At 66.7% G+C, this 24,833-nt stretch carries 27 protein-coding genes; 1 reads left to right on the forward strand and 26 read right to left on the reverse strand.

All coding sequences use genetic code 11. The features are described 5' to 3' along the window. Nucleotides 1–4 precede the first annotated feature (4 nt). The 26 genes from HQN59_RS20685 to rfbB all read right to left on the reverse strand — a co-directional run bounded on the left by HQN59_RS20685 (nucleotide 5) and on the right by rfbB (nucleotide 23,883). Entirely contained in the window at nucleotides 5–1,375 is a 1,371-nt protein-coding gene (locus HQN59_RS20685) for a hypothetical protein (RefSeq protein ID WP_176071019.1), read from the reverse strand. Then, nucleotides 1,372–2,274: a glycosyltransferase family 2 protein gene (locus HQN59_RS20690; RefSeq protein ID WP_176071020.1), complete on the reverse strand. Its 903-nt coding sequence runs from the start codon at nucleotides 2,272–2,274 to the stop codon at nucleotides 1,372–1,374. Before HQN59_RS20690 ends, HQN59_RS20685 begins: the two co-directional genes overlap by 4 nt. Then, nucleotides 2,268–3,542 (reverse strand): O-antigen translocase, encoded by a 1,275-nt coding sequence (locus HQN59_RS20695; RefSeq protein ID WP_176071021.1) that lies wholly within the window; start codon nucleotides 3,540–3,542, stop codon nucleotides 2,268–2,270. Before HQN59_RS20695 ends, HQN59_RS20690 begins: the two co-directional genes overlap by 7 nt. A gap of 69 nt (nucleotides 3,543–3,611) precedes the next feature. Beyond that, complete coding sequence (locus tag HQN59_RS20700; RefSeq protein WP_176071022.1) at nucleotides 3,612–4,721, reverse strand: DegT/DnrJ/EryC1/StrS family aminotransferase; 1,110 nt, start codon at nucleotides 4,719–4,721, stop codon at nucleotides 3,612–3,614. After that, nucleotides 4,718–5,128: a sugar 3,4-ketoisomerase gene (locus HQN59_RS20705; protein WP_176071023.1), complete on the reverse strand. Its 411-nt coding sequence runs from the start codon at nucleotides 5,126–5,128 to the stop codon at nucleotides 4,718–4,720. The genes HQN59_RS20700 and HQN59_RS20705 overlap by 4 nt, the downstream gene beginning before the upstream one ends. 21 nt (nucleotides 5,129–5,149) lie before the next feature. Beyond that, a complete protein-coding gene (locus HQN59_RS20710; protein ID WP_176071024.1) occupies nucleotides 5,150–6,514 on the reverse strand; it encodes a class I adenylate-forming enzyme family protein in 1,365 nt (454 codons plus the stop codon). Nucleotides 6,515–6,516: 2 nt separating this feature from the next. After that, a complete protein-coding gene (locus HQN59_RS20715; protein ID WP_176071025.1) occupies nucleotides 6,517–6,753 on the reverse strand; it encodes an acyl carrier protein in 237 nt (78 codons plus the stop codon). Continuing rightward, the gene (locus HQN59_RS20720) at nucleotides 6,743–8,527 is read right to left on the reverse strand and encodes an HAD-IIIC family phosphatase (RefSeq protein WP_176071026.1); all 1,785 of its coding nucleotides are present in this window, start codon (nucleotides 8,525–8,527) and stop codon (nucleotides 6,743–6,745) included. Before HQN59_RS20720 ends, HQN59_RS20715 begins: the two co-directional genes overlap by 11 nt. Then, nucleotides 8,524–9,720: an SDR family oxidoreductase gene (locus tag HQN59_RS20725; protein WP_176071027.1), complete on the reverse strand. Its 1,197-nt coding sequence runs from the start codon at nucleotides 9,718–9,720 to the stop codon at nucleotides 8,524–8,526. Before HQN59_RS20725 ends, HQN59_RS20720 begins: the two co-directional genes overlap by 4 nt. Beyond that, nucleotides 9,717–10,760, reverse strand: a complete 1,044-nt coding sequence (locus tag HQN59_RS20730; RefSeq protein ID WP_176071028.1) for a 3-oxoacyl-ACP synthase III family protein — start codon at nucleotides 10,758–10,760, stop codon at nucleotides 9,717–9,719. The genes HQN59_RS20725 and HQN59_RS20730 overlap by 4 nt, the downstream gene beginning before the upstream one ends. Continuing rightward, nucleotides 10,757–11,452 (reverse strand): MBL fold metallo-hydrolase, encoded by a 696-nt coding sequence (locus tag HQN59_RS20735; RefSeq protein WP_176071029.1) that lies wholly within the window; start codon nucleotides 11,450–11,452, stop codon nucleotides 10,757–10,759. Before HQN59_RS20735 ends, HQN59_RS20730 begins: the two co-directional genes overlap by 4 nt. A 1-nt stretch (nucleotide 11,453) precedes the next feature. Beyond that, nucleotides 11,454–12,179, reverse strand: a complete 726-nt coding sequence (locus tag HQN59_RS20740) for an SDR family NAD(P)-dependent oxidoreductase (protein WP_342451263.1) — start codon at nucleotides 12,177–12,179, stop codon at nucleotides 11,454–11,456. Continuing rightward, complete coding sequence (locus HQN59_RS20745; RefSeq protein WP_176071030.1) at nucleotides 12,176–12,475, reverse strand: acyl carrier protein; 300 nt, start codon at nucleotides 12,473–12,475, stop codon at nucleotides 12,176–12,178. The genes HQN59_RS20740 and HQN59_RS20745 overlap by 4 nt, the downstream gene beginning before the upstream one ends. A 4-nt stretch (nucleotides 12,476–12,479) precedes the next feature. After that, nucleotides 12,480–13,094, reverse strand: a complete 615-nt coding sequence (locus HQN59_RS20750; RefSeq protein ID WP_176071031.1) for a GNAT family N-acetyltransferase — start codon at nucleotides 13,092–13,094, stop codon at nucleotides 12,480–12,482. Then, nucleotides 13,091–14,008, reverse strand: coding sequence for a class I SAM-dependent methyltransferase (locus tag HQN59_RS20755; RefSeq protein ID WP_176071032.1), 918 nt, complete (start codon nucleotides 14,006–14,008; stop codon nucleotides 13,091–13,093). Before HQN59_RS20755 ends, HQN59_RS20750 begins: the two co-directional genes overlap by 4 nt. A 59-nt stretch (nucleotides 14,009–14,067) precedes the next feature. Continuing rightward, nucleotides 14,068–15,234, reverse strand: a complete 1,167-nt coding sequence (locus tag HQN59_RS20760; protein ID WP_176071033.1) for a nucleotide sugar dehydrogenase — start codon at nucleotides 15,232–15,234, stop codon at nucleotides 14,068–14,070. Next, nucleotides 15,231–15,602, reverse strand: coding sequence for a MarR family EPS-associated transcriptional regulator (locus HQN59_RS20765; RefSeq protein ID WP_176071034.1), 372 nt, complete (start codon nucleotides 15,600–15,602; stop codon nucleotides 15,231–15,233). The genes HQN59_RS20760 and HQN59_RS20765 overlap by 4 nt, the downstream gene beginning before the upstream one ends. 95 nt (nucleotides 15,603–15,697) lie before the next feature. Further along, complete coding sequence (locus HQN59_RS20770; RefSeq protein ID WP_176071035.1) at nucleotides 15,698–16,543, reverse strand: NAD-dependent epimerase/dehydratase family protein; 846 nt, start codon at nucleotides 16,541–16,543, stop codon at nucleotides 15,698–15,700. A gap of 4 nt (nucleotides 16,544–16,547) precedes the next feature. After that, nucleotides 16,548–17,099: a dTDP-4-dehydrorhamnose 3,5-epimerase family protein gene (locus HQN59_RS20775; protein ID WP_176071036.1), complete on the reverse strand. Its 552-nt coding sequence runs from the start codon at nucleotides 17,097–17,099 to the stop codon at nucleotides 16,548–16,550. A gap of 4 nt (nucleotides 17,100–17,103) precedes the next feature. Then, a complete protein-coding gene (gene rfbH, locus HQN59_RS20780; RefSeq protein ID WP_176071037.1) occupies nucleotides 17,104–18,420 on the reverse strand; it encodes a lipopolysaccharide biosynthesis protein RfbH in 1,317 nt (438 codons plus the stop codon). Further along, nucleotides 18,417–19,487 (reverse strand): CDP-glucose 4,6-dehydratase, encoded by a 1,071-nt coding sequence (gene rfbG / locus HQN59_RS20785; protein ID WP_176071038.1) that lies wholly within the window; start codon nucleotides 19,485–19,487, stop codon nucleotides 18,417–18,419. Before rfbG ends, rfbH begins: the two co-directional genes overlap by 4 nt. Before the next feature lie 16 nt (nucleotides 19,488–19,503). After that, nucleotides 19,504–20,277, reverse strand: a complete 774-nt coding sequence (rfbF, locus tag HQN59_RS20790) for a glucose-1-phosphate cytidylyltransferase (RefSeq protein ID WP_176071039.1) — start codon at nucleotides 20,275–20,277, stop codon at nucleotides 19,504–19,506. Next, a complete protein-coding gene (locus HQN59_RS20795) occupies nucleotides 20,274–21,293 on the reverse strand; it encodes a 2Fe-2S iron-sulfur cluster-binding protein (protein WP_176071040.1) in 1,020 nt (339 codons plus the stop codon). Before HQN59_RS20795 ends, rfbF begins: the two co-directional genes overlap by 4 nt. A gap of 66 nt (nucleotides 21,294–21,359) precedes the next feature. Next, entirely contained in the window at nucleotides 21,360–21,908 is a 549-nt protein-coding gene (rfbC, locus tag HQN59_RS20800; protein ID WP_176071041.1) for a dTDP-4-dehydrorhamnose 3,5-epimerase, read from the reverse strand. Continuing rightward, nucleotides 21,908–22,804 carry a glucose-1-phosphate thymidylyltransferase RfbA gene (gene rfbA, locus HQN59_RS20805; RefSeq protein WP_176071042.1) on the reverse strand — a complete coding sequence of 299 codons (897 nt, stop codon included), beginning with the start codon at nucleotides 22,802–22,804 and terminating at the stop codon, nucleotides 21,908–21,910. Before rfbA ends, rfbC begins: the two co-directional genes overlap by 1 nt. Further along, on the reverse strand, nucleotides 22,801–23,883 hold the full coding sequence (rfbB, locus tag HQN59_RS20810; protein ID WP_176071043.1) for a dTDP-glucose 4,6-dehydratase: 1,083 nt from the start codon (nucleotides 23,881–23,883) through the stop codon (nucleotides 22,801–22,803). The genes rfbA and rfbB overlap by 4 nt, the downstream gene beginning before the upstream one ends. Nucleotides 23,884–24,216: 333 nt before the next feature. Between rfbB and def the strand changes: the two genes are divergently transcribed. Then, complete coding sequence (gene def / locus HQN59_RS20815; protein WP_176071044.1) at nucleotides 24,217–24,753, forward strand: peptide deformylase; 537 nt, start codon at nucleotides 24,217–24,219, stop codon at nucleotides 24,751–24,753. Nucleotides 24,754–24,833: the final 80 nt, after the last annotated feature.

The following is a 24,833-nucleotide window of genomic DNA, read 5'->3' on the forward strand; positions in this document are numbered from 1 at the left end:
GGAGTCAGGTTGCCGGCTGCAACTGGTCACCCGCGCGCTGCGGGTGCGCCCGCGCATGGCTGCGCGCCGATGGCAGCACGAGCGCGAGAAAGCCGAAGTAGAGGAATGCGTCGAACAGATACGCCAGCGCCACCGTGGGCTCAACGATCATCAGGACGGCCCGCGTCCAGACGGTTACCAGGAGCGCGACGCCGTACGTGTTGATCGGTGCGCGCATGCGTGCCTTGACGGTCACTACCGCGCGATTGATCGTTCCCAGCAGCCATCCGAGCAGGGCGACGAAGAACCAGCCTAAGAATGGTCCGAAGTAGACGTAGGCAAACAGATCGAAGTGGCTGGTGGGGCCGCCGAACACATCGAAGCTTGGGTCGTGGTACAGCACCGCCTGGCGACCCACCGAGTAGTCGCCTACCGGGTAACCCAGCAGGTTCGTGATGTTGCCGGTGCCGACAAGAGGCGCAGCGAAGCGGATCCAGGCGCTATCCGTGGCTATGCGATCGATGACGTCGTTGGGTAGCAGCAGGTAGCTCGTGTCGCCGCTGGCAATGAGACGGTAAAGGAAGCGCTCGACGACGAAGCCGGCGCCCGCGAGGTCGGTCGCGCTGGCACTTTCGTCGATGTTGTTCCTCTCCAGGTTGATGCTCAGCGCCAGCATCGAAAACGCAACGCCCGCGACCAGTGCCGGTATGGCGACCGTCGCTCGTACTCGCAGGTTCGGCACGACGAGCGAAAGCGTGAAGAACACGGTCAGCAGGCTGAGAATCACGGAGATCTTGGCTCCGCTCACCATCGCTGCATAGCCGATGAACAACGCCAGGCCGGCGATCTTGACGCGGCGTCGGCGCCGCTGCGCATGGATGTGCAGCGTGCTGTAGCCCACGATGAACGGGCTGAGAAGATCGAGGACGCGGATGTAGCTACCGAAGCCGGCCGCCGCATCGAACCGGTTGGTCTCGGAGAAGATGCCGAAACCGATCGACGAGATGACGTAAAGGCTCAGCAGGAGGTAGATGCCGAGCGAGATCGCGAAGGCCGTGGGACCGCGGGAGCGGGGGGCGACCGCCCATACCGCCGCCAGCAGCGATGATCGGCCATGCCCCCGGCTCACCCTTCGATACACGCCGATCAGCGTCAGCCCATAGGCGAACACCAGCAGCGTGAGATAGCCGCTCGCAAGATCGTTCAGATACAGCAGCGCGACCACGGCGTAATTGACGCTGTAGCCGGCGACGAGCGTGAGCATCATCGGGTCGAAGATGCCGCCGGCGACGACCCGCCTGATGGACAGATACAGAATCACGACGAAAGCCACGGAAAGCGCGCCCAAGGTCTTCCACTTGGCGAGCGCCAGCAGGAGGAACTCAAACTCGCTCATCGCAGCCTCAGCCAGTTGATCGCGTTGGCGAACAGCCCGATCACGAACCAGGGCGATTCGGACAGGGTGGTCATGCGTGCGATCTGAAGGAGCGAGCGTCGGTCCCGGCGCTTGGCTGCCACCAACGCGAAGAACGCGAGCTTGTAGCCCGCCGCCTTGGTGCGCAGCCGTTCCGGGGAATTCGCGAGGATCACCTGTCGATGCGAGGACGCCTGGCGAGGAAGATTGCGGTAGCTGTTCGATCCGTGGTGCCGATAGCGGACGCAGTCGACTTCGGGGGCGAACTCGAAATCGACACCCCGGTGGTGGAACCGCTTGAACAGCCGCGTGAAAAGCGTGAAGTCGTCGGCGACCAGAGCGGGATCAAAGCCGTTGACGGCTTCAATCGCGCGCAGCCTGAACACCGACGACTGGCAGAGCAGCGGGCTCGGGTCGGTCAGGAACAGCGCCTCCACCAATGCCTCAGGCGGGTGACCGAACAAGCGCGCGTGCTTGCGGCCGTAGAGGGGGGTGGTCGTACCGTCCGGCAGAAGGTTGCTGCCACCGCCGATGACGAATTGCAGGCTGTTCCGGGCTTCGAGCATCGCCACCAGTCGACCCACGCCATCACCGATCGCGATGTCGTCGGATGCCATGAAGTACACGTACTCGGTCCTGCACATCGCCAGAAACGTCAGCACCGAGTCGATGGCGCCACGGTTCTGCGGCTTGCGAATGAAATCGATGCCCTCGGCGCCATGCCGCCGCAGGTTCTCCTCGATCACGGCGGCGGTTTCGTCAGTCGAGGCGTCGTCGATGATGACGATGCGCTTGCCCGGGACGCTAATGCGACGGGCACTGTCGATCGCCTGCTCGATGTAGCTCGCGTGGTTGTACGACGGGATCAGGACACTCAGCATGGGCTGGTCTCGACAAGGCTTGCGGAGCGCCATACCGGTCGCGTGACCAGCGCGACCGCAGCGAAGTAGGCTGCGTAGTTGAGGGCGTGCGCGTACATCACGCCCTCGAGTCCGAACACGCGCGTGAAACCCATGGTCAGCAGCACGAAGCTGGCTGAAAACACCACCTCGGTGACGATGTAGGCGCGGCTCATGGCTTTGGCAAGCATGAGGTACGAGAGCAGCCACGAGGCGATCTTGAACATGTCACCGATCAACAGCCACTTGAAAAGGGGACGCATGGGCGTGAACTCGGGGGTGAAGATCAGCCGGATGATGAGGTCCTTTCCGACAAAGACCACGAGTGCCGCGAGCACTGCCACCGGCATGACGATCGCGTAGCCGTGGCGCAGTTCGGCTCGAATCGCCGCGGCTGAATCTAGGCCGGACAGCTTGGGCAGGTAATAGACCGCAAGGCTGGTAGTCACCACCGTCAGGTAGACCGAGGAGACGTACCAGGCAGCTTGCCAATAACCTGCCTCGGGCAGCCCCAGCGTCTGTCCGATGTGCTCGCGCACCAGCATCACGGTGAGCGGGGCCACCGTCGCGCTGACGACCGTCATCAACGCGTAGCGGGAAAGTTGCAACGCGTCGGTGCGGTGAAAGGCGCCGCGGAATCGCTGCAGGCGAACGATGGCGTGGTGGCGCAGCGCCCACAGCACCACCACGAAAACAAGCGACTGGTTGGTGACGAGCGCGAGCAGCGCCCCGTCGATCCCGAAGAGCACGATCAGGATGCCGGTGAGCACGAGGGTGAGCAGGCTCTGGAAGATGTTGATCGCGATGTACAGCCTGATCTCGTGCAAGCCGTTGAGGATCGAGAGCAGCATGCTGTTCAGCGCGAACAGGACGACAGTGCAGCCGAAGGTCACGAAGACGTACCGGTATTCCGTCGATTTCAGCAGGTACTCCGAGAGCGCGCCCGACCCCGCCACCAGCACCACTCCAGCCGCCAACGACGATGCGACAGTGATGCGCGCGGTGGTGCTGAAGAGCTGGCTGAGGCGTGCCTCGTCTGCGCGGTATTGCGACGTGTACTTCGCAATGCCGTTGTCGATGCCGCCCTTGGCCGCAGTGGTCAGCAGTTGCACGAAGCTTTGAAACTGGCCAACGATGGCGAAGCCCGCCGGGCCCACGTAAAGCGCCAGCGCCTTGCTGATGACCAGGCCGGCCAACATCTTCATCGCCGTGGAGATGAGCGTAAGGAGCGATGTCTTGACGAGCGTCATGGATCGCGTTCGAGCCTAGGGCTCGAGCTCGTTCAAAGCGTGCAGGCGCCGCGAACGGACCCGACCTGGTCAGGACGCCATCGCACGCAGGGCTTCCCGAACCGCAGAAATCACCCGCGCCGTCTCGTCCGCACTTTGGGTGGGCCCCATCGGGAGACTGAGCACCTGATCCTGGCGCGCCTCGGCGAGTGGCAGGCTGCCTCGCTGCAGGCCGAGCGCGGCGTAGGCAGGTTGCAGATGGGGTGCGACCGGGTAGTGGATCATGGTGGCCACGCCGAGGTCGCGCAACCGGGCAGCCAGCTCGTCGCGTTGGGGGTGCCGCACCACATACAAATGCCAGACGGCATCGCGATGCGAGCCGATCGTTGGCAACTCGAGCGGCGCGTTGGCCAGCGCGGCGGTGTACTGGGCTGCGATGCGCGAACGGTGAGCATTGTCGTCGTCCAGGAAAGGCAGCTTCGCGCCGAGGACTGCTGCCTGCAACTCGTCGAGACGCGAGTTGAAGCCGATCACCTCATGGTGATACTTCATGCGTGACCCGTAGTTGCGCAATGCATGCAGTCGCTCGGCCAGCTCAGCGTCGTCGGTGGTGACCGCACCGCCGTCGCCAAGCGCGCCGAGGTTCTTCCCGGGGTAGAAGCTCCAGCAGACCAGATCCCCATGCGCCCCGATGCGGCGCCCGCGGTAGCGGGCACCATGCGCCTGCGCAGCGTCCTCGACCACTCGCAACCGGTGTCGGCGCGCCACGTCGAGAATCGGCTCGAGGTCGGCGGGCTCACCATACAGGTGAACCGGGATGATCACCTTCGTGCGCGGCGTGATGGCGGTTTCGATCCGGGCTGGGTCGATGTTGAAGCCGTCGGCTACCGGCTCGACGGGTACGGGAGTCGCTCCGACATGACTGACGGCCAGCCAGGTCGCCACGAACGTGTGCGATGGAACGATCACCTCGTCGCCGGGGCCAATGCCCAATGCACGCAGGCTCAACGTGAGTGCATCGAGTCCGTTCGCGACGCCGATCGCATGCCGAGCCTCGCAAAATGCTGCGAAGGCCTGCTCGAAACGGGGTAGCTCGCTACCGAGGATGTACCAGCCCGAGGCCAGGACGCGCTCGACCGCCTCATGGATCGCTTCGGCGTGGCGACCATTGACTTGCTTCAGGTCCAGGAATGGAATCATGCTGCCTTCGCCGCCTCGATGAAGCGCCCGTAGTCGCGGTAGTAGTCGTCCTCGTCGTAGAGGTTGGATGCCAGCACCATGCACACCGAACCCGACGAAAAGTTGTCGAGCTCGCGCCACATCATCGGGCAGACGTACAGGCCCACGTACGACCGATTGAGGTGAAACACCTTCTTGGCGCGGCCGTCGTCCAGATGGACGTCGAAGCTGCCCGACATCGCGACGATGAGCTGCCGCAACGCCTTGTGAGCGTGTCCACCACGCTCGGAGCCGCCCGGCACGTCGTAAAGGTAGTACACGCGCCGGATGTCGAAGTCGACGTGGCGCCCGCCCTCGATGAACGTGAGATTCCCGCGCGGGTCGTTGATCCGCGGCAGATCGATCAGCCTGCAGTCGGCCAGTGGCATGACGTCTCGGCTCCGTTCCGGTCACGCCACCGTGCCGGGGTCGGCGCGACGCGTTTTCTTGTAGCGGCTCGTGTAGAGCGCCCCGTCGGCGATCACCACGCGCGCTGGCACCTTGTAGGCGGCGAGCCGCTCCTTGCAGGCGACACGCACGCGCGACTTCAGTTGCTCGATCGGCTCGGGTTCGGCCAGCGCGATGCGCGCAACGATGATCTGACCGAGGAGGGCGTTGCTTTCGCCGAAGACGGCGACGTCGACCACGTTCGGCAAGTCCATGATCACTTCCTCGATCTCGGCCGGATAGACCTTCTGCCCGCCGACGTTGATGAGGTCGGTGACGCGGCCGAGGATGCGGAAGTAGTCGCCTTCGACCTCGACCCGGTCCTGCGTGTTGAACCAGCCATCGGCGTCGAAAGCGGACGGTGCGTTGAGGTAGCCGACCATCGAGAACTCGGACTTGATCCAGAGAATGTCATTGACGACCTTGGTCTCGAACCCGGCACCGCCGATGCGCATCCATAGCGAGCCGTCGTCGCGCGACTTCGAGCCGAGCACGCCGACTTCCGAGAGGCCGTAGGTCTGCTGCAGCTTCACGTTCGGTAGTGCTTCGCGCACACGGTCGAGCGTCGCCTGCGGCATGACCTCGGTGCCGTAGGTGATGCGGGTCAGCGACGAGAGGTCGTACGTCTCGTGCGCGCGGGAAGCCATGAGCAGGTTGAGGAACGACGGCGTGGTTGGCAGAAGCGCCACTTGGTGCCGCTCGATGGCCTCGCAAATGCTCTTGATCGAACGGTCGGCCACGCTGACGACGGTGCCAAGGCTCGACGTGATCGCGAGGATGGTGTTGAAGCCGCCGAAGTGGTCGAACATCAGAAACGGGACGGCGACCACGGGCTCGCGCTGGGTCAGGAACTTGTTCGCGACCCGCTCGACGTCGTGCAGGATGCCCTTCGGCTTGCCGGTCGAACCTGACGAGAACAGCACCATGCCGGGGGCGCCGGTGGCGACGAAGTCGCGGAGCAACGCGTTGTCGCAGGCGACCGCATGCCGCTGCAGCACCGGCTCGGTGGCGCCCGCGGGAAAGTCGAAGCGCCAGTCGCACCCGCTGATCGCCAGCGCGGTGTCGACCTCGACAACCGACTCGCGCGTCAACGGGATCACGATGTTGGCGTTCCGTCCGAGCGCCAGCATCAACGCGAACGCCTCGGGTGTGTAGTCGCCGAGGATTAGCACGCGCTCGCCGGCGTTGACGCCGTTGTCGGCAAGGACACGCCCGAAGCGATCGATCAGCCCACGGAGCTCACCGTAGGTGACACTGCGGTCCTCGTGCACGAACGCCGTCTTATGCGGCTGGGACGCAAACCGATCGACGAGCCATTCGAGTGCCATGCTCAACCCGAGACGAGTTCGTCGAGCACCACCTTGATCAGCTGATACGACGTGATGTTGGCCGCGTCCTCGTCCGGGATGCTGACCTTGAACTCGTCTTCCAGCGCGAGCACGAGGTTCATGTGCTTGAGCGAATCCCAGCTCTCGACGTCGTCCATGCTGGTGTTCTCGTTGATCGACTCGACCGGGATGCGCAGCACGGTCGCCATGACCTGCCGCAGGGTCTGTTCATTCACCATGGGTTACCTTGATCCATTCAGCTCGTGGGGGGTGGAAGTCCGCGATCTCAGCTCGGTAGCGCTTGACCCCGTCAGTGGTCTCGATCAGGGTTAGCCCGAGCTGCTCGTAGAACTGGCTGACTTGCGCGTTCTTCGCGGTGGGTCGGAACTCGGCCTCGAGCACGCGACAGCCGCGCGCCGCCGCGTCGCGCGTGATGACAGGCCAGATCGCGAACTCGACGCCGCGTCCGATCACCCGGCAGCTCATCAGGAAGGCGTCGACGACCGCGGTCTCACCGGTCCAGCGTACGATCGCCACGCCGGTGAGTCCGGCGCTGCCGAACTTGTCGAACACGGTTAGCGAGTACACGCAGCCGGTGTCGCTCTCCATGCGTTCGCGGATCTCGCCCGGCGTCTGGCGCAGCGTCGTCAGGTTGAACTGGTTCGACTTCTGGGTGAGCTCGCTGATGCGGGCGAGCTCGGCGACCGAATTGCGCCTGAGCTCGACGCGCAGGTCGAGCGAGGCGAGGTATTCCTCATGGGTGGCGAACTGCGCGTGCTCCTGCGCCGCTTTCTGGAGCTGCCGGTACTGATCGGTTTTGGAGCGGCTCTCGTCGCTGACGCCACCGGCGAGGAACAGCTCGCGCACCTCGCGCAGCACGCGCCCGTATTCGGTAAGCGCCGGCGGCAGCTCGACCACGCGGACCTGCGGCAGCGCCGCGCGCACCGCGGCCGCCTCGAACGGCGAGTCGTCGACAAACACCAGGCTGTCGAGTCCGATGTTCAATTCGCGGGCGATCTCCTGCAGGTTGGTGACCTTGTCGGTCCAGTTGACCTTCTTCAGCGTCAGATGGTCATGCTTCAGCACCGTGTGCGGATGGCGCTCGAGCACCTCGTCCACATCTTCGGGGTTGTTCTTGCTGCATAGGCAGATCAGCACGCCGTTGCGCTCGAGCGCAGCAAAGGTTTGCTGCGCCTGCCAATACACCCGGCCTGGGTAGCTGTGCGGGTCGAGGCGGATGCCCTCGAGCAGGTCTTCACCGATGATGCCGCCCCACAGCGTGTTGTCGCAGTCGAGCACCAGTGCCTTGTAGAAGTAGGTGCCGAAGCCTCGCGAGGCGAGGGCGATCTGGCGCGCGAACTCGTCCAGGAACGGCGGCGCGTACGGCGCGGTGCTGCGTAGGTAGAAGCGGCGGTCGAACGCCGCGCCCGCGCCGATTGATTGCACGACCGGCGCCGTGTCGAGGATACGCACGTTGACGAACTCGCGAGCGACCTCGCGCAGCGTCGCGTTGAAGCGCGCCAGCACAGCGTCGACCGGGTCGGCGCGGCCGGTATCGACCGGGCGGCCGTAGCGGTGCAGCGTACCGACGTAGATCGCCGGCAGCGCCTGCGCTGAACGGAACACCAGCGTACAGCGGGCGCGGAAATCGGCTTCCTTCGCCTCGACGTCGGCGGCCGGCAGCAGCTCCAGGCTGTCCTCGAAGCTGGGCATCAGGTTGTCGAAGAACGGCAGGTAGACCATCGCATCGACGCTCGACGCGGCGAAGCGCATCGCGTCCGTGACCGGGTCGTCGTGACTGCCCATTTCGACCGCGAGCCGCACGCCGGCGAGCAGCGCGTGCTTGCGCAGGAACACCGAGAGCAGGTCGACGCTGACGTTCGACGAGACGCCGATCGTCAGCTCGCGCTTTGCGTCGACGAGCGGCTCGAGCCGTTCGACGGCGCCGATGATCTGGGTCAGCTTGGCGCCCGGCGCAGCCAATTGCTCGAGCAGGGTTGCGGTGTCGCTCATCGCATGACCATCCCGCCGTTGACGTCGAGAGTGTGCCCCGTGACGAAGCGGGCCTCGTCCGAGACGAGGTAGGCGACCGCGGCCGCTACGTCGTCGGGCTGCGCGAGGCGCCGCAGCGGGGTCTGCCGGCCGATGATCATCTGCTGCTTCTGAGGGATGTCGCCGATCAGCGCCGTCTCGGTCATGCCGGGGGCGACGCAGTTGACGGTAATTGCCGAGGGGCCGAGCTCGACCGCGAGCTGGCGCGACAGCGTGGCGAGCGCCGCCTTCGCGACCGCGTACGCAGTCCAGTGCGGAGTCGGCGCACCCTGGATTGCCTGGGTGGTGATGTTGACGATGCGCCCGCCGCCGTGGCGCGCCATCGCGGAAGCGCATTGCTGGCTCAGCAGGAACGCGCCCTTGAGCTGGACGTCGAGCTGCTGCTGCAGATCGGCCCAGCCCATCTCGGCCAATGGCTTGGGGTTGATGCGCGGCGACGCGTTGTTGACGAGCACGCCGATGGGTCCGAGCGCGCTGCTCGCACGCTCGATCAAAGCGGCGGCACCGGCCTCGTTCGATACGTCGGCGCTGAGCCCGACCGCGCGACCCGAGGCTGCACGGATCGACTCGACGATCTGCTCGGCGCGTGCCGCGTTGCGGTGGTAGTTGAGGGCGACCGCGAAGCCGGCGCCGGCGAGGCGGCGGCAGATCGCCTCGCCGATGCCGCCGGCGCCGCCGGTCACGAGGGCGACCCGGCTGAGCGTGCGCTCGGCCGTGGCCGCGCGCGGCTGCGCCGCCTCGAGCAGCTTGACGCGGCCGCTGCCTTTGAGGACGGTTTGCTGGTTCTGGTTGGTGATCCGGGTGTCGAGGTCGAGCAGGCGATCGCGCTCGTGCTTGGCGGTCACCGTGCATGCGACCGTGAGCACGTCGCCGAGCCGCACCGGCAGCAGGAACTCCATGTTCTGGCTGACCCAGAGCGCGCCCGGACCCGGCAGCTGGGTGCCGATCACCGTCGAGATGAACGACGCACCGAGCATGCCGTGCACGACGATGTCCTTGAACGGCGTCTGCGCGGCGAACGCCGGATCGACGTGCAGCGGGTTGTCGTCGCCGGTCATCCGCACGAACTGGCGGATCTCGTCCTCGCCGATCGTCCGCGTCAGCTCGCGGTGGTCGCCGACGCGGATCGCGTCGAAATCGGCCAGCGCAATCACGCTGCGGAACCTTCGCTCGCCGACGCCGCCGGCACCGGCAGGTCCCAGCGCCAGAGGCTCGCGCCGAAGTTGAACCCCGCCCCGACCGCAGCCAGCATCACCAGCGCGCCCGGCTTGACGAGGCCGCGCTCGACCGCCTGGCTCAGCGCGATCGCGAGCGATGCCGACCCGGTGTTGCCGATGTCCTGCACGTTGGTGTAGGTCTTGTCGAGGCCGAGCCCCATCTTGCGGACGATGTATTCGAGCAGCCGCAGATTGGCCTGGTGGAAGACCAGGAAGTCGACGTTGGTCATCTGCACGCCCGATTTCTCGGCGCAGCGCCGCATCACGGTCGGCAGGTGCGTGATCGCCTGCTTCCAGGTTGCGATGCCGTTCATCTCCATGTGATCGATGGTCGGGTCGGCGGCGCGCCCCATGATCGGAAAGCTCGAGCCGCCGCCGCGCATGCGGACCGACTCGTAGTTCGACGAGTCGGTGAAGAACGCCGAAGCCTTGATGCCCTGGCCCGCTGGACGGCGGCCGAGCACGACCGCGCCGGCACCGTCGCTCAGGTAGATCGCGGTGTTGACGTCGCTGCGATCGACATAGCGCGAGCACAGCTCGACGCCGACGACCAGCGCGTTGCGCACCGTGCCGTCGACCAGCATGCGGTCGGCCGCCGCAGTGAGGCCGGTGACGACGCCGGTGCAGTTGGCCTGCAGGTCGTAGATCTGCGCGCCCTTGGCACCGAGATCGTGGTGCAGCTTGGCCGACATCGGCGGGAAGATGTAGTCGCCCGAGAACGTGCAGCAGATGATGAGGTCGATCTCGGCGGCGTCGACCTGCGCCATCCCGAGCGCGCGGCGTGCTGCGGCGAGCGCATAGCCGGTTGCGGTGTCGCCGGGCGCCGCAAGGTGGCGGCGCTCGATGCCGGTCTTCTCGACGATCCACTCCGGGGTGACGTCGAGGCGCTCGCACAGCGTCGCGTTGTCCTCGACGATGCTCGGCAGGTGGTGGCCGACACCGATGATGCCGATGCCCTGTTCAAAAGCGGTACTCATTGCTTGTGCGAAGTTTCGTCGGCGGCTTGCAGAAAGCGCTGCAGCGCCGTGTTGTTGTCGCGAATCCAGCCGAGCGAAGCCGAATCGCCATGTCCCGGATAGACCTGCGCGTCGGCCGGGAACAGATCCCAGATCGCGGCGAGCGAGCGGCGCAGCTCGACCGGGCGCTCGCCCGGCAGCTTCGACAGGCCGACCCCGCGCGCATACAGCGTGTCTCCGGTGAACAGGCGCGTGCCGCTGCGCACGATGCAGCTGCCCGGCGTGTGCCCGGGCACCAGGTGGAACGTGAAGGTTTCGCCGCCGACGTCGACCAAAGGTTGCGCGCGCGCGACCACCGTCACCTCGGGAAGTTCGATGCGTGCGTCGATCTTGAATGCCATCAGCAGGAAATTCGACGAGCGCATGGTCGCGACGTCGTCGGCCGGCAGATACACCGGGCAACCGTGCTCCCGCTGGATCACGGCCGCGCTGCCGACGTGGTCGAAGTGACCATGGGTGCAGAGCACCGCGGCCGGTTCGAGCCCGAGCGCATCGATCGCATCGAGGATGGCAGCGGTGCCTAGCCCCGGGTCGACCACCGCGCAGCGCGCGCCGCCGCCCAGGCCGACCAGGTAGCAGTTCGACGCGAAGACGCCGGCGGTGACGCGCCAGACTCGCGTCGCCTCGTCGAGCAGCACGGGAGCCGCGCTCATCTCAGTGCACGCCGCCCAGGAAGAGGGTCTGCGCGGTGACGTAGGAACTGCGCTCGGACGCGAAGAAGTCGACCACGTTGAGGATATCGTCCGCGGTCGCGTAGCGCGGCAGCGGCAGCCCGGCGATCACCGCGTCGATCTTGTCGCGCGGCAGCTGGCGCAGCATGTCGGTCTCGAACGCCGTGATCGCCAGCGTGTTGCAGGTGACGTTCATCGGCGCGAACTCCTTGGCCATCACGTTGGCCAGGGTCGAGAGGCCGGTCTTGCAGGCCGCGTAGACCGAGTCGCCCGCGGGCTCGAGGCTCGCCGCCATCGAGCCTATGTTGATGATGCGGCCCCACTTCTTCTTGCGCATCAGCTTGGCGGCCTCGCGCGACACCAGGAACGGCGCCAGCAGGTTGACGGCCAGCATGGCCTCGGCCGCGCTCGCCGGCATGATCATCGCGTACTGCGAGGTCAGCACGGCGGCGTTGTTGACGACGATGTCGGGCGCGGTGCCGGCCGTGCGCAGGCTCGCGAACAGCGCGTTCACCGCGGCGGCATCGGCGACATCGGCCTCGATGTGCTGGTAGCGCTCGTGTGCGAGGTCGGAGCCACCGCGCGCGACGCCGATCACCCGCGCGCCACCGTAGAGGAAGTGCTCGGCGATCAGCCGGCCCACTCCGCGGCTGCTGCCCGTGACGAGCGCGACGCGCTCGGTGTACGGATCGTTCAGCGAGGCCGTCACGCGCGCTCGAGAAGCTGGACGATGTAGTCGGCGAGGGTCGACACGCTCGAGAACGGCGAGACCGACTGGCTCATCGCTTCGTCGTCAGTCAGACTGACCGCCTTGCCGAAGCGGTCGCCGACCCCCGACTCGACGTCGACGATGACCGAGACCAGCGAAAGCGAGTCGAGCGATGCGTCGGGTCCGAACAGCAGCGTGCCCTCGGCGAGCGGCACGCGCTGGTCCTCGGGCAGTTCCTCGTTGAGGCCGCGCAAGGCGCCGTAGATGATCTCGATGACGGAAGCGCGTGTATCCATTTGATTACCCGTTGGAAGAAGGTTGCGCGACGCGGACCCGGCCTGCGGCGACCATGGCTCGCAGGCGCGGCAACGCGCGGCGTCGGTAGTCCGGCTCCAGCAGGCCGAAGCACACGGCATCCTGGTAATGGCCGTTGATGAAGTAGTGGTCGCGCAAGCGACCCTCTTCACTCATGCCCATGTAGAGCTGCCACTTGATCATCCGGGTATTGTCGGACGCGACCGTGCCGAACACCCGGTGCAGGCCTAGCGTGTCGAACGCGAGACCGTACAGCAGCAGCATCGCTTCGGCCGCCACCGGAATGCCGCGCACCGCGTCCTCGTCACCGATGAGGAAGCGACCCGGCTCCGCATGCGAGTTGACGCGGTCGAGGCCGCTCAGCGACAGCATGCCGACCGGGGTGCCATTCTTGAGCTGGATGACGAAGTTGTATTCGCTCGCAGGCCGCGACGCGATCCAGCTCGCCTGCTGCCCGACCGTCGCGGCTCCCTTGTTCAGCAGCATCGCGCGCGCGCTCTGACGCCAGCCGAACGTCAGCTCCGCGTCGCTCGTCGCGAGCGGGCGGAGGTCGACGAACTCGCCGACCAGCGTGGTGGTAAGGGGCGTGCTCGCGCTCATGCCGCGTAGGCGACGAACGCCGCCGCGACGGGCACCGGAACGCCCGGCGCGGGCGGCGCGAACGCAGTGGCGGCGAACGACTGCTCGATAGTGAAGCCGGCGCGCTCGAGGTCCTGCTCGACCTCGGCGGCGCTCCGGTACAGGTAGATGTGGTCCGAATGCGCGGCGTTGATCGCGGCGGTGATGAAAGCCTTGCCGCCGGGCTGCAGTGCGGAACGGAGCGCGCGCAGGAAGCCGACCGGATCTTCCAGGTGCTCGAGCACCTCGACGCAGACCAGCCACGGCACCGGTGTCATCGGCGTCTCGAGGATGTCCTGACAGTGCACGACGTAGCGGTCGGCGGCTCCGATGGCGGCGACATGCTGCTCGGCATAGCGGCACGACGAGGGGCTGATGTCGTAGCCGTCGCCGCGCGCCGACGGGGTGCGTTCCAGGATGCGGCGCGAGAAGAGCGCGGTACCGATCCCGACCTCGGCGAACGTCGCCGACTCGGCGCGTTGCAGGCCGGACAGGAATGCGGTGTCGAAGAACTGGATCTGCCGGTAGTGATGCGGCCACAGGAAATGGGAAAGCAGGAGCCCGGGCAGGTACTCCCGCTCCATGTGCTCTTCGTTGAAGTAGACCTCGCGTGCCGCGTCGGCGTAGGTCTTGTTCGGGTACTCGCGCTCCGCTTCGAATGCCTTCTGCCGCCGCATCGAGTCGAACGCAAACGCCGCATAGCCTCTGGCCGCCGCACCAAGTCGATCGTCGCCCGGAAACAGCGAGACCAGCATCGACTCGAAGTCGCGCGACCAAGCCGGTCCAAACGCGGCCTGTGCGCGTTCGACCAGACCTTTCGAGAAGCGATGGCGGGTCGCGAACACGTCACGCAAACTTTGCACGCGCGGCGTGTCGTTGAGTGGCTGAAGATCCATTCGGTTCGATATGTCGGGTCGTGAGCGGCGTCAGATGCGCAAGTGCTGGCGAACGGCGATCAGTCGCTTCCGAAGAGGTCCCGTGTGTACACCTTGGCGGCGACGTCTCGCAGTTCATCCGTCATTCGGTTCGCGATGATCAGGTCAGCCGCGTTCTTGAAGGCATCGAGGTCCGTGACAACCTTGGAATGGTAGAACTCGCTCTCCTGCAGCACAGGTTCATACAGGATCACTTCGATGCCTTTGCCTTTGACCCGCTTCATGATGCCCTGGATACTCGACGCGCGATAGTTGTCGGATCCTGCCTTCATGATCAACCGGAACACGCCGACGGTTCGAGGGCGCCTGCGGATGATTTCATCGGCTATGAAGTCCTTACGCGTGTTGTTGGACTCGACAATGGCGTGAATCAGGTTCTGCGGGACATCGCGGTAGTTGGCCAGCAGTTGCTTCGTGTCTTTGGGAAGGCAGTAGCCGCCGTACCCGAACGATGGATTGTTGTAGTGCGCCCCGATTCGCGGGTCAAGGCAGACGCCGTCTATCAGCTGCCGCGTATCGAGCCCGTGCATTGCTGCATAGGTGTCGAGTTCGTTGAAGTACGCGACTCGCATTGCCAGGTAGGTGTTGGCGAACAACTTGATGGCCTCGGCTTCCGAGCTGTCCGTGAAGAGAACGGGCATGTCCTTCCGGACAGCTCCCTGCTTCAAGAGTTCAGCGAATATCTCGGCCCGAGCGGAGCGCTCGCCTACGACAATACGTGACGGGTAGAGGTTGTCGTACAGCGCACGGCCCTCGCGGAGAAACTCAGGAGAAAATATGAGGTTGTTGGTCCCATAGCGCTGCCGGGTGCGAGCCGTGTAGCCCACGGGAATCGTTGACTTGATCACCATCGTCGCACCAGGGTTGATGGTGAGAACGTCCTCAATCACTGACTCGATCGAGCGGGTATCAAAGTAGTTACTTTCCGGGTCATAGTCCGTCGGCGTCGCGATAATGATGAAATCGGCGCCTGCATACGCGTCCTGCTTGGACAGTGTCGCGCGGAAGTTCAGCGGCTGTTGCGTCAGGAACTCCTCGATCTCCTTATCGATAATCGGCGACTTCCTGTCGTTCAGCAATGCGATCTTGGCCGGCACGACGTCGAGCGCGACCACTTCGTTGTTCTGCGCGAGCAGGATGCCGTTCGACAGGCCGACGTAACCGGTACCGGCGATCGCAATCTTCATGACGGGTCGCGCATCGTGCCCGACGCCATGGTTTCATGCGATTCCAGTTCGAGCGTCGCGATCTCGGCTTTCAGCGCCTCGTACTCGTCCATCTTGCGTTTCAAGAAGCGGCTAGCCAGAGCGGCCTTCCCCGCGATGCCGCCGGGCGTCAGCATGTAGACGTAGCCGAACTTGTTCTTGCTGTGGCTGAAGTTCTGCATCTTTACCCAGCCGCGTTCCATCAGCGCCTTCAAGCAATAGTTCAGCCCGCCGACGCTGACGCCCAGCTTTGCGGCAAGCTCGCGCTGGGTGAGGTCGGGGTTCTGCTGGAGAATCCGCATCGCGCGGAAATACGTGTCCTCCTGCAGATTGGCTTGTCGACTGGGCATGGCCAATGCGGGCTTGTCAGCGATGGCGTGGGGGGAACGGCCAGCGGGGCCGTACGGGACGGTTCGTTTGAACTTGAACGATTCTAGCTGACCAGCTACCGCTGGACTTTTTCGAGTTCCCCGGCCACGCGCATCTGCTCTCCAGAGCGAAGCGGCCTGGAGCCGACCAGCAACTGACCGGTGGCCCGCCACTCGGCCCACCAGTGCTCGGCGAACGCGCGCACCGACATCGGGCGGCCGCTCGCGACGTTGAGCGCGAGCGGCATGCCGGCACGCACGTCGCCGCGCACGACGGCTTTCGCGAACGCGGCGGCGACGTCCTCGACCGGCACGAAGTCGCGCACCTGCTCGCCCGCGGTCATCGGGAAGTCCTCGCCGGCTAACGCGGCGGCGCGCAGCGCCGGCCAGAAGTTGGCCTGGTGCTGGCCTTCGCCGAAAGCCGAGAACACGCGCAGGTAGCAGACCTCGATGCCGAGTTCGGCGGCGAGGCCGCTCAGTGCGGCGAAGCCCGCCGCCTTGGACGCCGGGTAGGCGGCAGTCGGCAGCAGCGGTGCGTCGGGCGGGATGAACTCGTAGCGGTCCGCCGAGCGCCCGTATTCGGCGAAGGTGCCGGCTGCGACGACGCGTCGCACGCCGGCGGCATGCGCCTGCTGCACGAGGCCGATCATCACGTCGACGTTCCAGTGGAAGCACTCCTGCCAGGTCGCGAGGCGCGGGCTGATGCCGACCGCCGCGAGGTGGACGAGGGCGTCGCAGCCGGTGATGTCGGCGGCTGCGAGCGCGTCCATCGGCTTCTCGACCCATTGCACCGCAGGCGTGCCGGCGGGCACCGGCGTGCCGCCGGGACGACGCAGGGCGACCACCTCGTGGCCTTCGCGCACCAGCGCGTGCAGCACGTTGCCGCCGATGAACCCGGTGCCGCCGGTGACGAAGACCTTCATCGCGTCAGAACGGCGATTCGAACTCGGCGAGCGGCGGGTGCGCGCGGTCGCGTGCCGAGATCACGGGTGCAGGGCAGTCCCAGGCGAAGTCGAGGCTGTCCCAGCGGATGCCTTGGTCGTGCGCCGGCGAGTGCTCGGTGCTCGTCTTGTAGACCATCAGGCTATCGTCGGTCAGCGACCTGAAGCCGTGCGCGACCCCCTTCGGAATGACCAGCAGCGACGGCGCGGCGGCATCGAGCCGCACGCTCGCGACCTTGCCGTAGCCCGGGCCGCGGCGCAGGTCCACGAGCACGTCGAGTACCGCGCCACTCGCGCAGTAGACGAGCTTCACGTGGTCGTGCGGCGGCACCTGGAAGTGCATGCCGCGGATCACGTCACGCGCCGACGTCGAATAGAACTCCTCGCTCAGCTCGAATGGCTCGCCGCCGGGCATGCCCGCGATCGCGGCTTCGAACAGCGAGCGCGAGAAGGTCTTGACGAACGAACCCCGCGCGTCGTCGAAGCGCTTCAGACGCACGAACCGCGCACCGGGCAGCAACTCGTCGGCGAACTCCATCGGCTCAAAAGCTCACGCCGAGGAAGGTCTCGAGCGTCTCGGCGATGTAGTCGAGCTGCGGCTCCCCGAGCGCCGGGAAAACGCCGAGCCAGAACGTCTGGTTCATCACCGTATCGGTATTGTCGAGGGTGCCGCTGACGCGGAAATTGCGGCCGATCATGTACGGCTGGCGAGTCAGGTTGCCGGCGAACAGAAGCCGCGTGCCGATCTTGTTCTGGTCGAGGTAATTCAGCAGATCGACGCGCCGCACGCCGCTTTCAGGCTTGAGAACGATCGGGAAGCCGAACCAGGACGGGTTGGACTTGGGCGTCGCTTCCGGCAGGTGCAGCATCTCGGCGCAGGAGTGCAGACGCTCCTTGAGATACGCGAAGTTGGCGCGGCGTATGCGGATGAACTCGTCGACGCGGTCCATCTGCGCGAGCGCGCACGCCGCCTGCATGTCGCTGATCTTGAGGTTGTAGCCGAGGTGCGAGTACGTGTATTTGTGGTCGTACCCTTCCGGCAGGTCGCCGAGCTTCCAGCAGAAGCGCTTGTTGCAGGTGTTGTCCTTGCCAGGGGCGCAGTAGCAGTCGCGCCCCCAGTCGCGGAACGATTCGGCGATCAGCTTGAGCTCGGCATTGTTGGTGAACACCGCGCCACCTTCGCCCATCGTGATGTGGTGCGCCGGGTAGAAGCTGAGCGTGCCGATATCGCCGAAGGTGCCGACGAGCTTGCCGTCGTAGGTGGCGCCGAGCGCGTCGCAGCAGTCCTCGACCAGCCAGAGGCCGTGCTTGCGGCACAGCTCGGTGACGACGTCGAGGTTGAACGGGTTGCCGAGCGAGTGGGCGAGCATGATCGCCTTGGTCTTCGGCGAGATCGCGGCCTCGATCTTGGTGGCGTCGATGTTGTGCGTGGCGAGGTCGACGTCGACGAACACCGGCACCGCGCCGAACTGCAGGATCGGGTTGACGGTGGTCGGAAAGCCCGCCGCGACGCCGATCACCTCGTCCCCGCGCTTGATCGCGCGCTCGCCGAGCCGCGGCGAGGTCAGCGTCGAGAACGCGATCAGGTTCGCCGACGACCCTGAGTTGCAGGTGATCAGGAACTCCACGCCCAGGAACTTGGCGAGGCGCTGCTCGAACGCCGCATTGAAGCGGCCGGTCGTCAGCCAGCCGTCGAGCGACGCCTCGACCATCAGCTGCAGCTCGCGCGCGCCGATCACCTTGCCGGACACCGGCACCGGCGATTCGCCGGCGACGAAAGGCTTCGGCGCCAGCGCGAGCTCGGCGTACTGCTGGACGAGCTGCGCGATCTCGGCGCGCAAGGCCTCGGGGGTGGTCATGAAGTGTCGCGTGAGGCCAGCACGTACTGATGGATCTGCGCGCGGCAGACCGCGGCGACGTCGGCGCCGGCGAGCCACGCGCGGTGCCATTCGGCCACGCGCTGCAAGGCGGTGTCGAGGTTCCATGCCGGCTGCCAGTGCAGGCGCTGCGCCGCCTTCGATATGTCGAGCTTCAGATAGTGCGCCTCGTGCGGGTGCTCGCCGGGGTCGACCTCCCAGCTGGCGCCTTCGCCCCATGCGGCGACCAGCCGCTCGACGATCCACTGCACCGGGCGCGCGTCGCTGTCGGCGGGGCCGAAGTTCCAGCCCTCGGCGACCGCCTGGCCATTGGTGCACAGGCGCTCCGCCAGCGTCAGGTAGCCGCTCAGCGGCTCGAGCACGTGCTGCCATGGCCGCGTCGCGTGCGGGTTGCGGATGCGCACCGGCTCCTTGCGCTCAAAGGCGCGCAGGATGTCGGGCACCAGGCGGTCGACCGCCCAGTCGCCGCCGCCGATCACGTTGCCCGCGCGCGCCGACGCCACCGCCACGCCGTCGCGCGTGCCGAAGAACGAGCGCCGGTACGCCGAGGTCACGAGCTCGGCGCAACCCTTGCTGTTGCTGTACGGGTCGTGGCCTCCCATCGGCTCGTCTTCACGGTAGCCCCAGACCCACTCGCGGTTCTCGTAGCACTTGTCGGTGGTCACGTTGACCAGCGCGCGCACACCGGGCGAGCGACGCACCGTCTCGAGCACGTGCACGGTGCCCATCACGTTGGTCGCGTAGGTGGCGACGGGGTCGGCGTACGACGGTCGGACCAATGCCTGAGCCGCCATGTGGATGACGATCTCGGGTCGGAAAACGGCGACGCAGCGCTGCAGCGCGTCGAGGTCGCGGATGTCGCCGAGCATCGAGTTCATGCCGGCCGCCACGTTGGCGGCGTCGAACAGGTTGGGCGAGGTCGGCGGCGCGAGCGCATAGCCCTGCACCTCGGCGCCCATGGCCTGCAGCCACAGCGCGAGCCAGCTGCCCTTGAAGCCGGTGTGGCCGGTGAGCAGCACGCGCTTGTCGCGCCAGAACGCCGGGTTCATCGAGCGTGCTCCGCCATCAGTCCCACGTCTTCCACGGCGCCTTGCCGTCTTCCCAGAGCTTTTCGAGATGATGCTTGTCGCGCAGCGTGTCCATCGGCTGCCAGAAGCCGTGGTGCTCGTACGCCATCAGCTCGCCGTCGAGCGCGAGCTCGTTGAGCGGTTCCTGCTCCCACACCGTGCTGTCGTCGCGGATGTACTTCAGGACCGACGGCGACAGCACGAAGAAGCCGCCGTTGATGAGCGCGCCGTCGCCTTTGGGCTTCTCGGTGAACGCGCGCACCTTGCCGCCCTGCAGCTCGAGCGCGCCGAAGCGGCCGAGCGGGTAAGTCGCGGTCAGTGTGGCGAGTTTGCCGTGACCGCGGTGAAAGCGAATCGTGGCGCCGATGTCGACGTCGCCGACGCCATCGCCATATGTGAAGCAGAACGCTTCCTCGCCGCGCAGGTAGTCCGCCACCCGCAGCAGCCGCCCGCCAGTCATCGCATCTTCACCGGTGTCGACCAGCGTCACCACCCACGGCTCGGCGCGCTTGTGATGCACGTGGATCCGGTTGCCGCGCATGTCGAAGGTGACGTCCGAGGTATGCAGGAAGTAGTTGGCGAAATACTCCTTGATCACGTAGCCGCGATAGCCGCAGCAGATGATGAACTCGTCGACGCCGTGGCTCAGATACATCTTCATGATGTGCCAGAGGATCGGCTTGCCACCGACCTCGACCATGGGCTTGGGTCGCACGCTGGTCTCTTCGGTCAGGCGGGTGCCGCGGCCGCCGGCCAGGATCACCGCCTTCATGAAGCCTCCCCGTGCTCGCCGCGTGGCGTCGGGCTGGACGGCACGAACGCGTCGGCGACAAAGCAGGGGCTCGCCAGACCGACCGCCGCCAGCGCGGCGCGGGCCGCATCGACCATCTGCCGCGACCCGCACGCGTAAACCACTGCGCAAGCCGGGTCCACGCCGTCACGCAGCAGCGCCTCGTGCACGTGACCACGTTCGCCGTGCCATCCGGCGTCAGCGCGGGACAGCACCGGGACGTAGCGAAGCGCGGGGTGGAACGCGCGGGGATCCGCGTACAGGTCGGCCGGTCGTCGAGCGCCCCAGTACAAGGCGATCGATCTTGGCTGTGCTTCGCCGGGCTCGGCAGCGAGCTGCGACAGCATGGCCTTGAGCGGCGCGATGCCGGTGCCGGTGACGAGCACCACCAGGTCCCGCCCGGCCACGTCGCGAAGAAAGAAGGTTCCGCGCGGCCCCTCCAGATGCAGGAGGTCCCCGACGCGGGCGTGCCCGAACCAGTAGGCGCTCAGCACGCCAGCGTCGATCTCGCGCACGTGCAGTTCGAGCCGCGCGTCAGGTTGCGGCGCATTCGCGATGGAGTAGCTGCGCTTGATGCCAGCCCGGATCACGTCGATGGACTGCCCGGGCAGGTACTGCAAGCGCACCTCCCGCGGCAACCGCAAGGTCACCTGCATCACGCCGTCGGCGGGCCGCTCGAGCGCGTCAATCCGGCATGGCAGCGTGCGGACCGGGAATGGCTCGAAGATGCCGAGGTCGACGATCTCGAGCTCGACATCGCTGAGCGCCGCAGTCGCGCAGGTGAGCACCCACCCCGCGCGCCGCTCCTCGGGGCCGAGGCAGTCGTTGCGCTTCACCAGTGCGGTGCTGCCGCTGCGCACGCGCGCCTTGCAGGTGCCGCAGCGCCCGGTGCGGCAGCTGTGTTCGAGGACGAGGCCGGCAGTGCCTGCCGCATCCAGCAGCGTCACGCCAGGTTTCGCCTCGAACTGCTTGCGGTTTGCCAGATGAACGATCGCCACACCGCATTGTCGAGCAGTCGGCGCCGAGCCGCGTCCGCGCGTGTCGGCGCCGCCTCCCGCTGTCAGTCAGTCGAACAGCGCGGCGTCCGCGAACGCACCGCCGGTCGCGTCCTTGGCCGAAACGGCCGGCGCGCCGACGTCGGGCCACTCGATCGCGAGCCGCGGGTCGTCCCAGCGGATGCACGCCTCCGCGGCCGGCGCGTAGTAGTCGCTGGTCTTGTACAGGAAGTCGGCGCTCTCGCTCAGCACCAGGAAACCGTGCGCCATGCCCGGCGGCAGCCAGAGCTGGCGATGGTTCTCGCCGCTGAGTTCGACGCCGACCCAGCGCCCGAACGTCGGGCTGGCGCGCCGCAGGTCGACGGCCACGTCGAACACCGCACCGTGCGTCACGCGGACGAGCTTGCCTTGCGCATGCGGCGGCAGCTGGTAGTGCAGGCCGCGCAGCACGCCGCGCCGCGAGCGCGAATGGTTGTCCTGCACGAACTCGACGTGGCCCCCGATCGCCTCGTCGAACACCTTCTGGTTGAAGCTTTCCATGAAAAAGCCGCGCGCGTCGCCGAACACGTTCGGCTCGAGGACGACGACGCCGTCGATCGCGGTGCGGGTGACCTTCATCAGAAGACGGTGCTGTTGACGATCTGCATCAGGTACTGGCCGTAGCCGTTCTTCAGCATCGGCCGAGCCATTTCCTCGAGGCTCTCGCGCGAGATCCAGCCCGAGCGATAGGCGATCTCTTCCGGGCATGCGACCTTCAGGCCCTGGCGGCGCTCGAGCGTGGCGATGAACTGGCCCGCTTCGAGCAGGCTGTCGTGGGTGCCGGTGTCGAGCCAGGCGTAGCCGCGGCCCATGATCTCGACGTTGAGCTGGCCCTGGCGCAGGTACTGCGCGTTGACCTCGGTGATCTCGAGCTCGCCGCGCGGCGACGGCTTGATGCTGGCGGCGATGTCGCACACCTGCTCGTCGTAGAAGTAGAGGCCGGTCACCGCATAGTTGCTCTGCGGGTGCCTGGGCTTCTCCTCGATGCTGAGGGCGCGCTTGTCGGCGTCGAAGGCGACCACGCCGTAGCGCTCCGGGTCGTGCACGTGATAGGCGAAGACCGATGCGCCTGCGCTGCGCTCGGTCGCGCTGTGAAGCAGGCGTTGCAGGTCGTGGCCGTAGAAGATGTTGTCGCCCAGCACGAGCGCGCTCGGCTGCCCGTCGACGAACGACTTGCCGAGGATGAACGCCTGCGCCAGGCCGTCCGGGCTCGGCTGCACGCAGTACCGGATATCGATGCCCCACTTGGCGCCGTCGCCGAGCAGCGCCTCGAAGCGCGGCGTGTCCTGCGGCGTGCTGATGAGGAGGATCTCGCGGATTCCCGCGAGCATCAGCGTCGCCAGCGGGTAGTAGACCATCGGCTTGTCGTACACCGGCAGCAGCTGCTTGCTCAGCGCGAGCGTTGCCGGGTGCAGACGGGTGCCGGACCCGCCGGCCAGGATGATGCCCCTGCGGTTCGATGCCGTCGTGCTCATGCCGCCACCTGCTCGTTCTCGGCTTGCTTGCCGTACTGGGTCTCGAGCCACTGCCGATACGCGCCGGTGCGGATGCCGTCGATCCAGGCGCCGTTGTCGAGGTACCAGCGCACCGTCTTCTCGACGCCGCTGGCGAAGGTCTCGGTCGGCTGCCAGCCGATCTCGCGCTCGATCTTCGACGGATCGATCGCGTAGCGGCGGTCGTGCCCCGGGCGGTCCTTCACGTAGGTGATGAGGTCCTCGTAGCGGCCGCTCGCGCGCGGCCGCAGCGCATCGAGCTGGCGGCAGATGGTGGTCACCACGTCAATGTTGCGAATCTCGTTCTTGCCGCCGACGTTGTAGACCTCGCCGACGCGGCCACGCGCCAGCACCTGACGGATCGCCTCGCAGTGGTCGCGCACGTAGAGCCAGTCACGGACGTTGAGGCCGTCGCCGTACACCGGCAGCGGCTTTCCGTCGAGCGCGTTGAGGATCATCAACGGGATCAGCTTCTCGGGGAAGTGATAGGGCCCGTAGTTGTTGCTGCAGTTGGTGGTGAGCGTCGGCAGCCCGTAGGTGTGGTGATAGGCGCGCACCAGGTGGTCGCTCGCTGCCTTGCTGGCCGAGTACGGGCTGTTGGGCGCGTAGGGCGTCGTTTCCGAGAACGCGGGGTCCGTTTCGGCGAGCGAGCCGTAGACCTCGTCGGTCGACACGTGCAGGAAGCGGAACGCCTCGGCCTCGCCGGGGGCGAGGGCGCCCCAGTAGGCGCGCGTCGCCTCGAGCAGGTTGAAGCTGCCGACCACGTTGGTCTGGATGAACGCGTCGGGGCCGTGGATGGAGCGGTCGACGTGACTCTCGGCCGCGAAGTGCAGGATCGCGCGCGGGCGGTGCTCGGCGAGCAGCCGATCGACGAGCGCCCGGTCGCCGACGTCGCCTCGCACCAGCTCGCAGCGGCCGGGCGCGAGCAGCGGCTCGATGGTGCGCACGTTGCCCGCGTAGGTCAGCTTGTCGAGCACGACGACGGGCTCGTCATGGTGCGAGAACCAGTGGTGGACGAAGTTTCCGCCGATGAAGCCTGCGGCTCCGGTGATCAACAGCATCGTGGTGTTCTTTCAGCGAGGCGCGGAGCCGCTGCAGGCAAGGCGCGTCAATGTCGGGGAGAGCGGCGTCGATCGCCACGCAGAGCGTGGCGCCGGCATGCGGTGCAAGCGGCGTCCGTCGCCGCACGTCGACCTGGCCAGCGGCCGCGGTCGCCCGCCCGGCCGCCGCGCCACCCGGCCGCCGAACGAGCGCGATTGTAGTCAAGCCCTACCGGGCGCCCGACGCACTGTTCGGCGCCGCCGGACACGCCGCCGGCACCGCGCGTGACGAATACACTGCCTTGCGGCGAGCGGCCCCGTTCGCGTGAGCGCGCCGCGCCGAGCACCCGAGACATGGCCATCCACCCGATCCTCAAGATGGGCGACCCGCGCCTGCTGCGCGTCGCCCAGCCCGTGACGGCGTTCGACACGCCCGAGCTGCGCAGCCTGGTTGCCGACATGTTCGAGACCATGCGCGCGGTGAACGGCGCCGGACTCGCGGCGCCGCAGATCGGCGTCGACCTGCAGCTCGTCATCTTCGGGTTCGGACAGAACCAGCGCTACCCCGACGCGCCGGCGGTGCCCGAGACGGTGCTGATCAATCCGGCCATCGAGCCGCTCGGCAGCGACGAGGAAGAGGGCTGGGAAGGGTGCCTCTCGGTACCCGGCATGCGCGGCGTGGTGCCGCGCTGGCGTCGCATCCGCTACCGCGGCGTCGACGCCCGAGGCGAACCGATCGACCGCGAGGCCGAGGGCTTTCACGCGCGGGTGGTGCAGCACGAGTGCGACCATCTCGTCGGCAAGCTCTACCCGATGCGGATCCGCGACTTCAGCCGCTTCGGCTTCACGAGCGTGCTGTTTCCGGGTCTCGACGACGCCAGCGACGACTGAGGAGCCGCCTGGTCGACGGCGCCCGGGCGCAGCCGCGCGAGGTTGCCGGACCCTTCCGGCAGGTAAAGGATCGTGTCGCG

Origin of the sequence: Rhizobacter koreensis, from assembly GCF_013366375.1 — a bacterium.
GTDB lineage: Bacteria > Pseudomonadota > Gammaproteobacteria > Burkholderiales > Burkholderiaceae_C > Schlegelella_A > Schlegelella_A koreensis.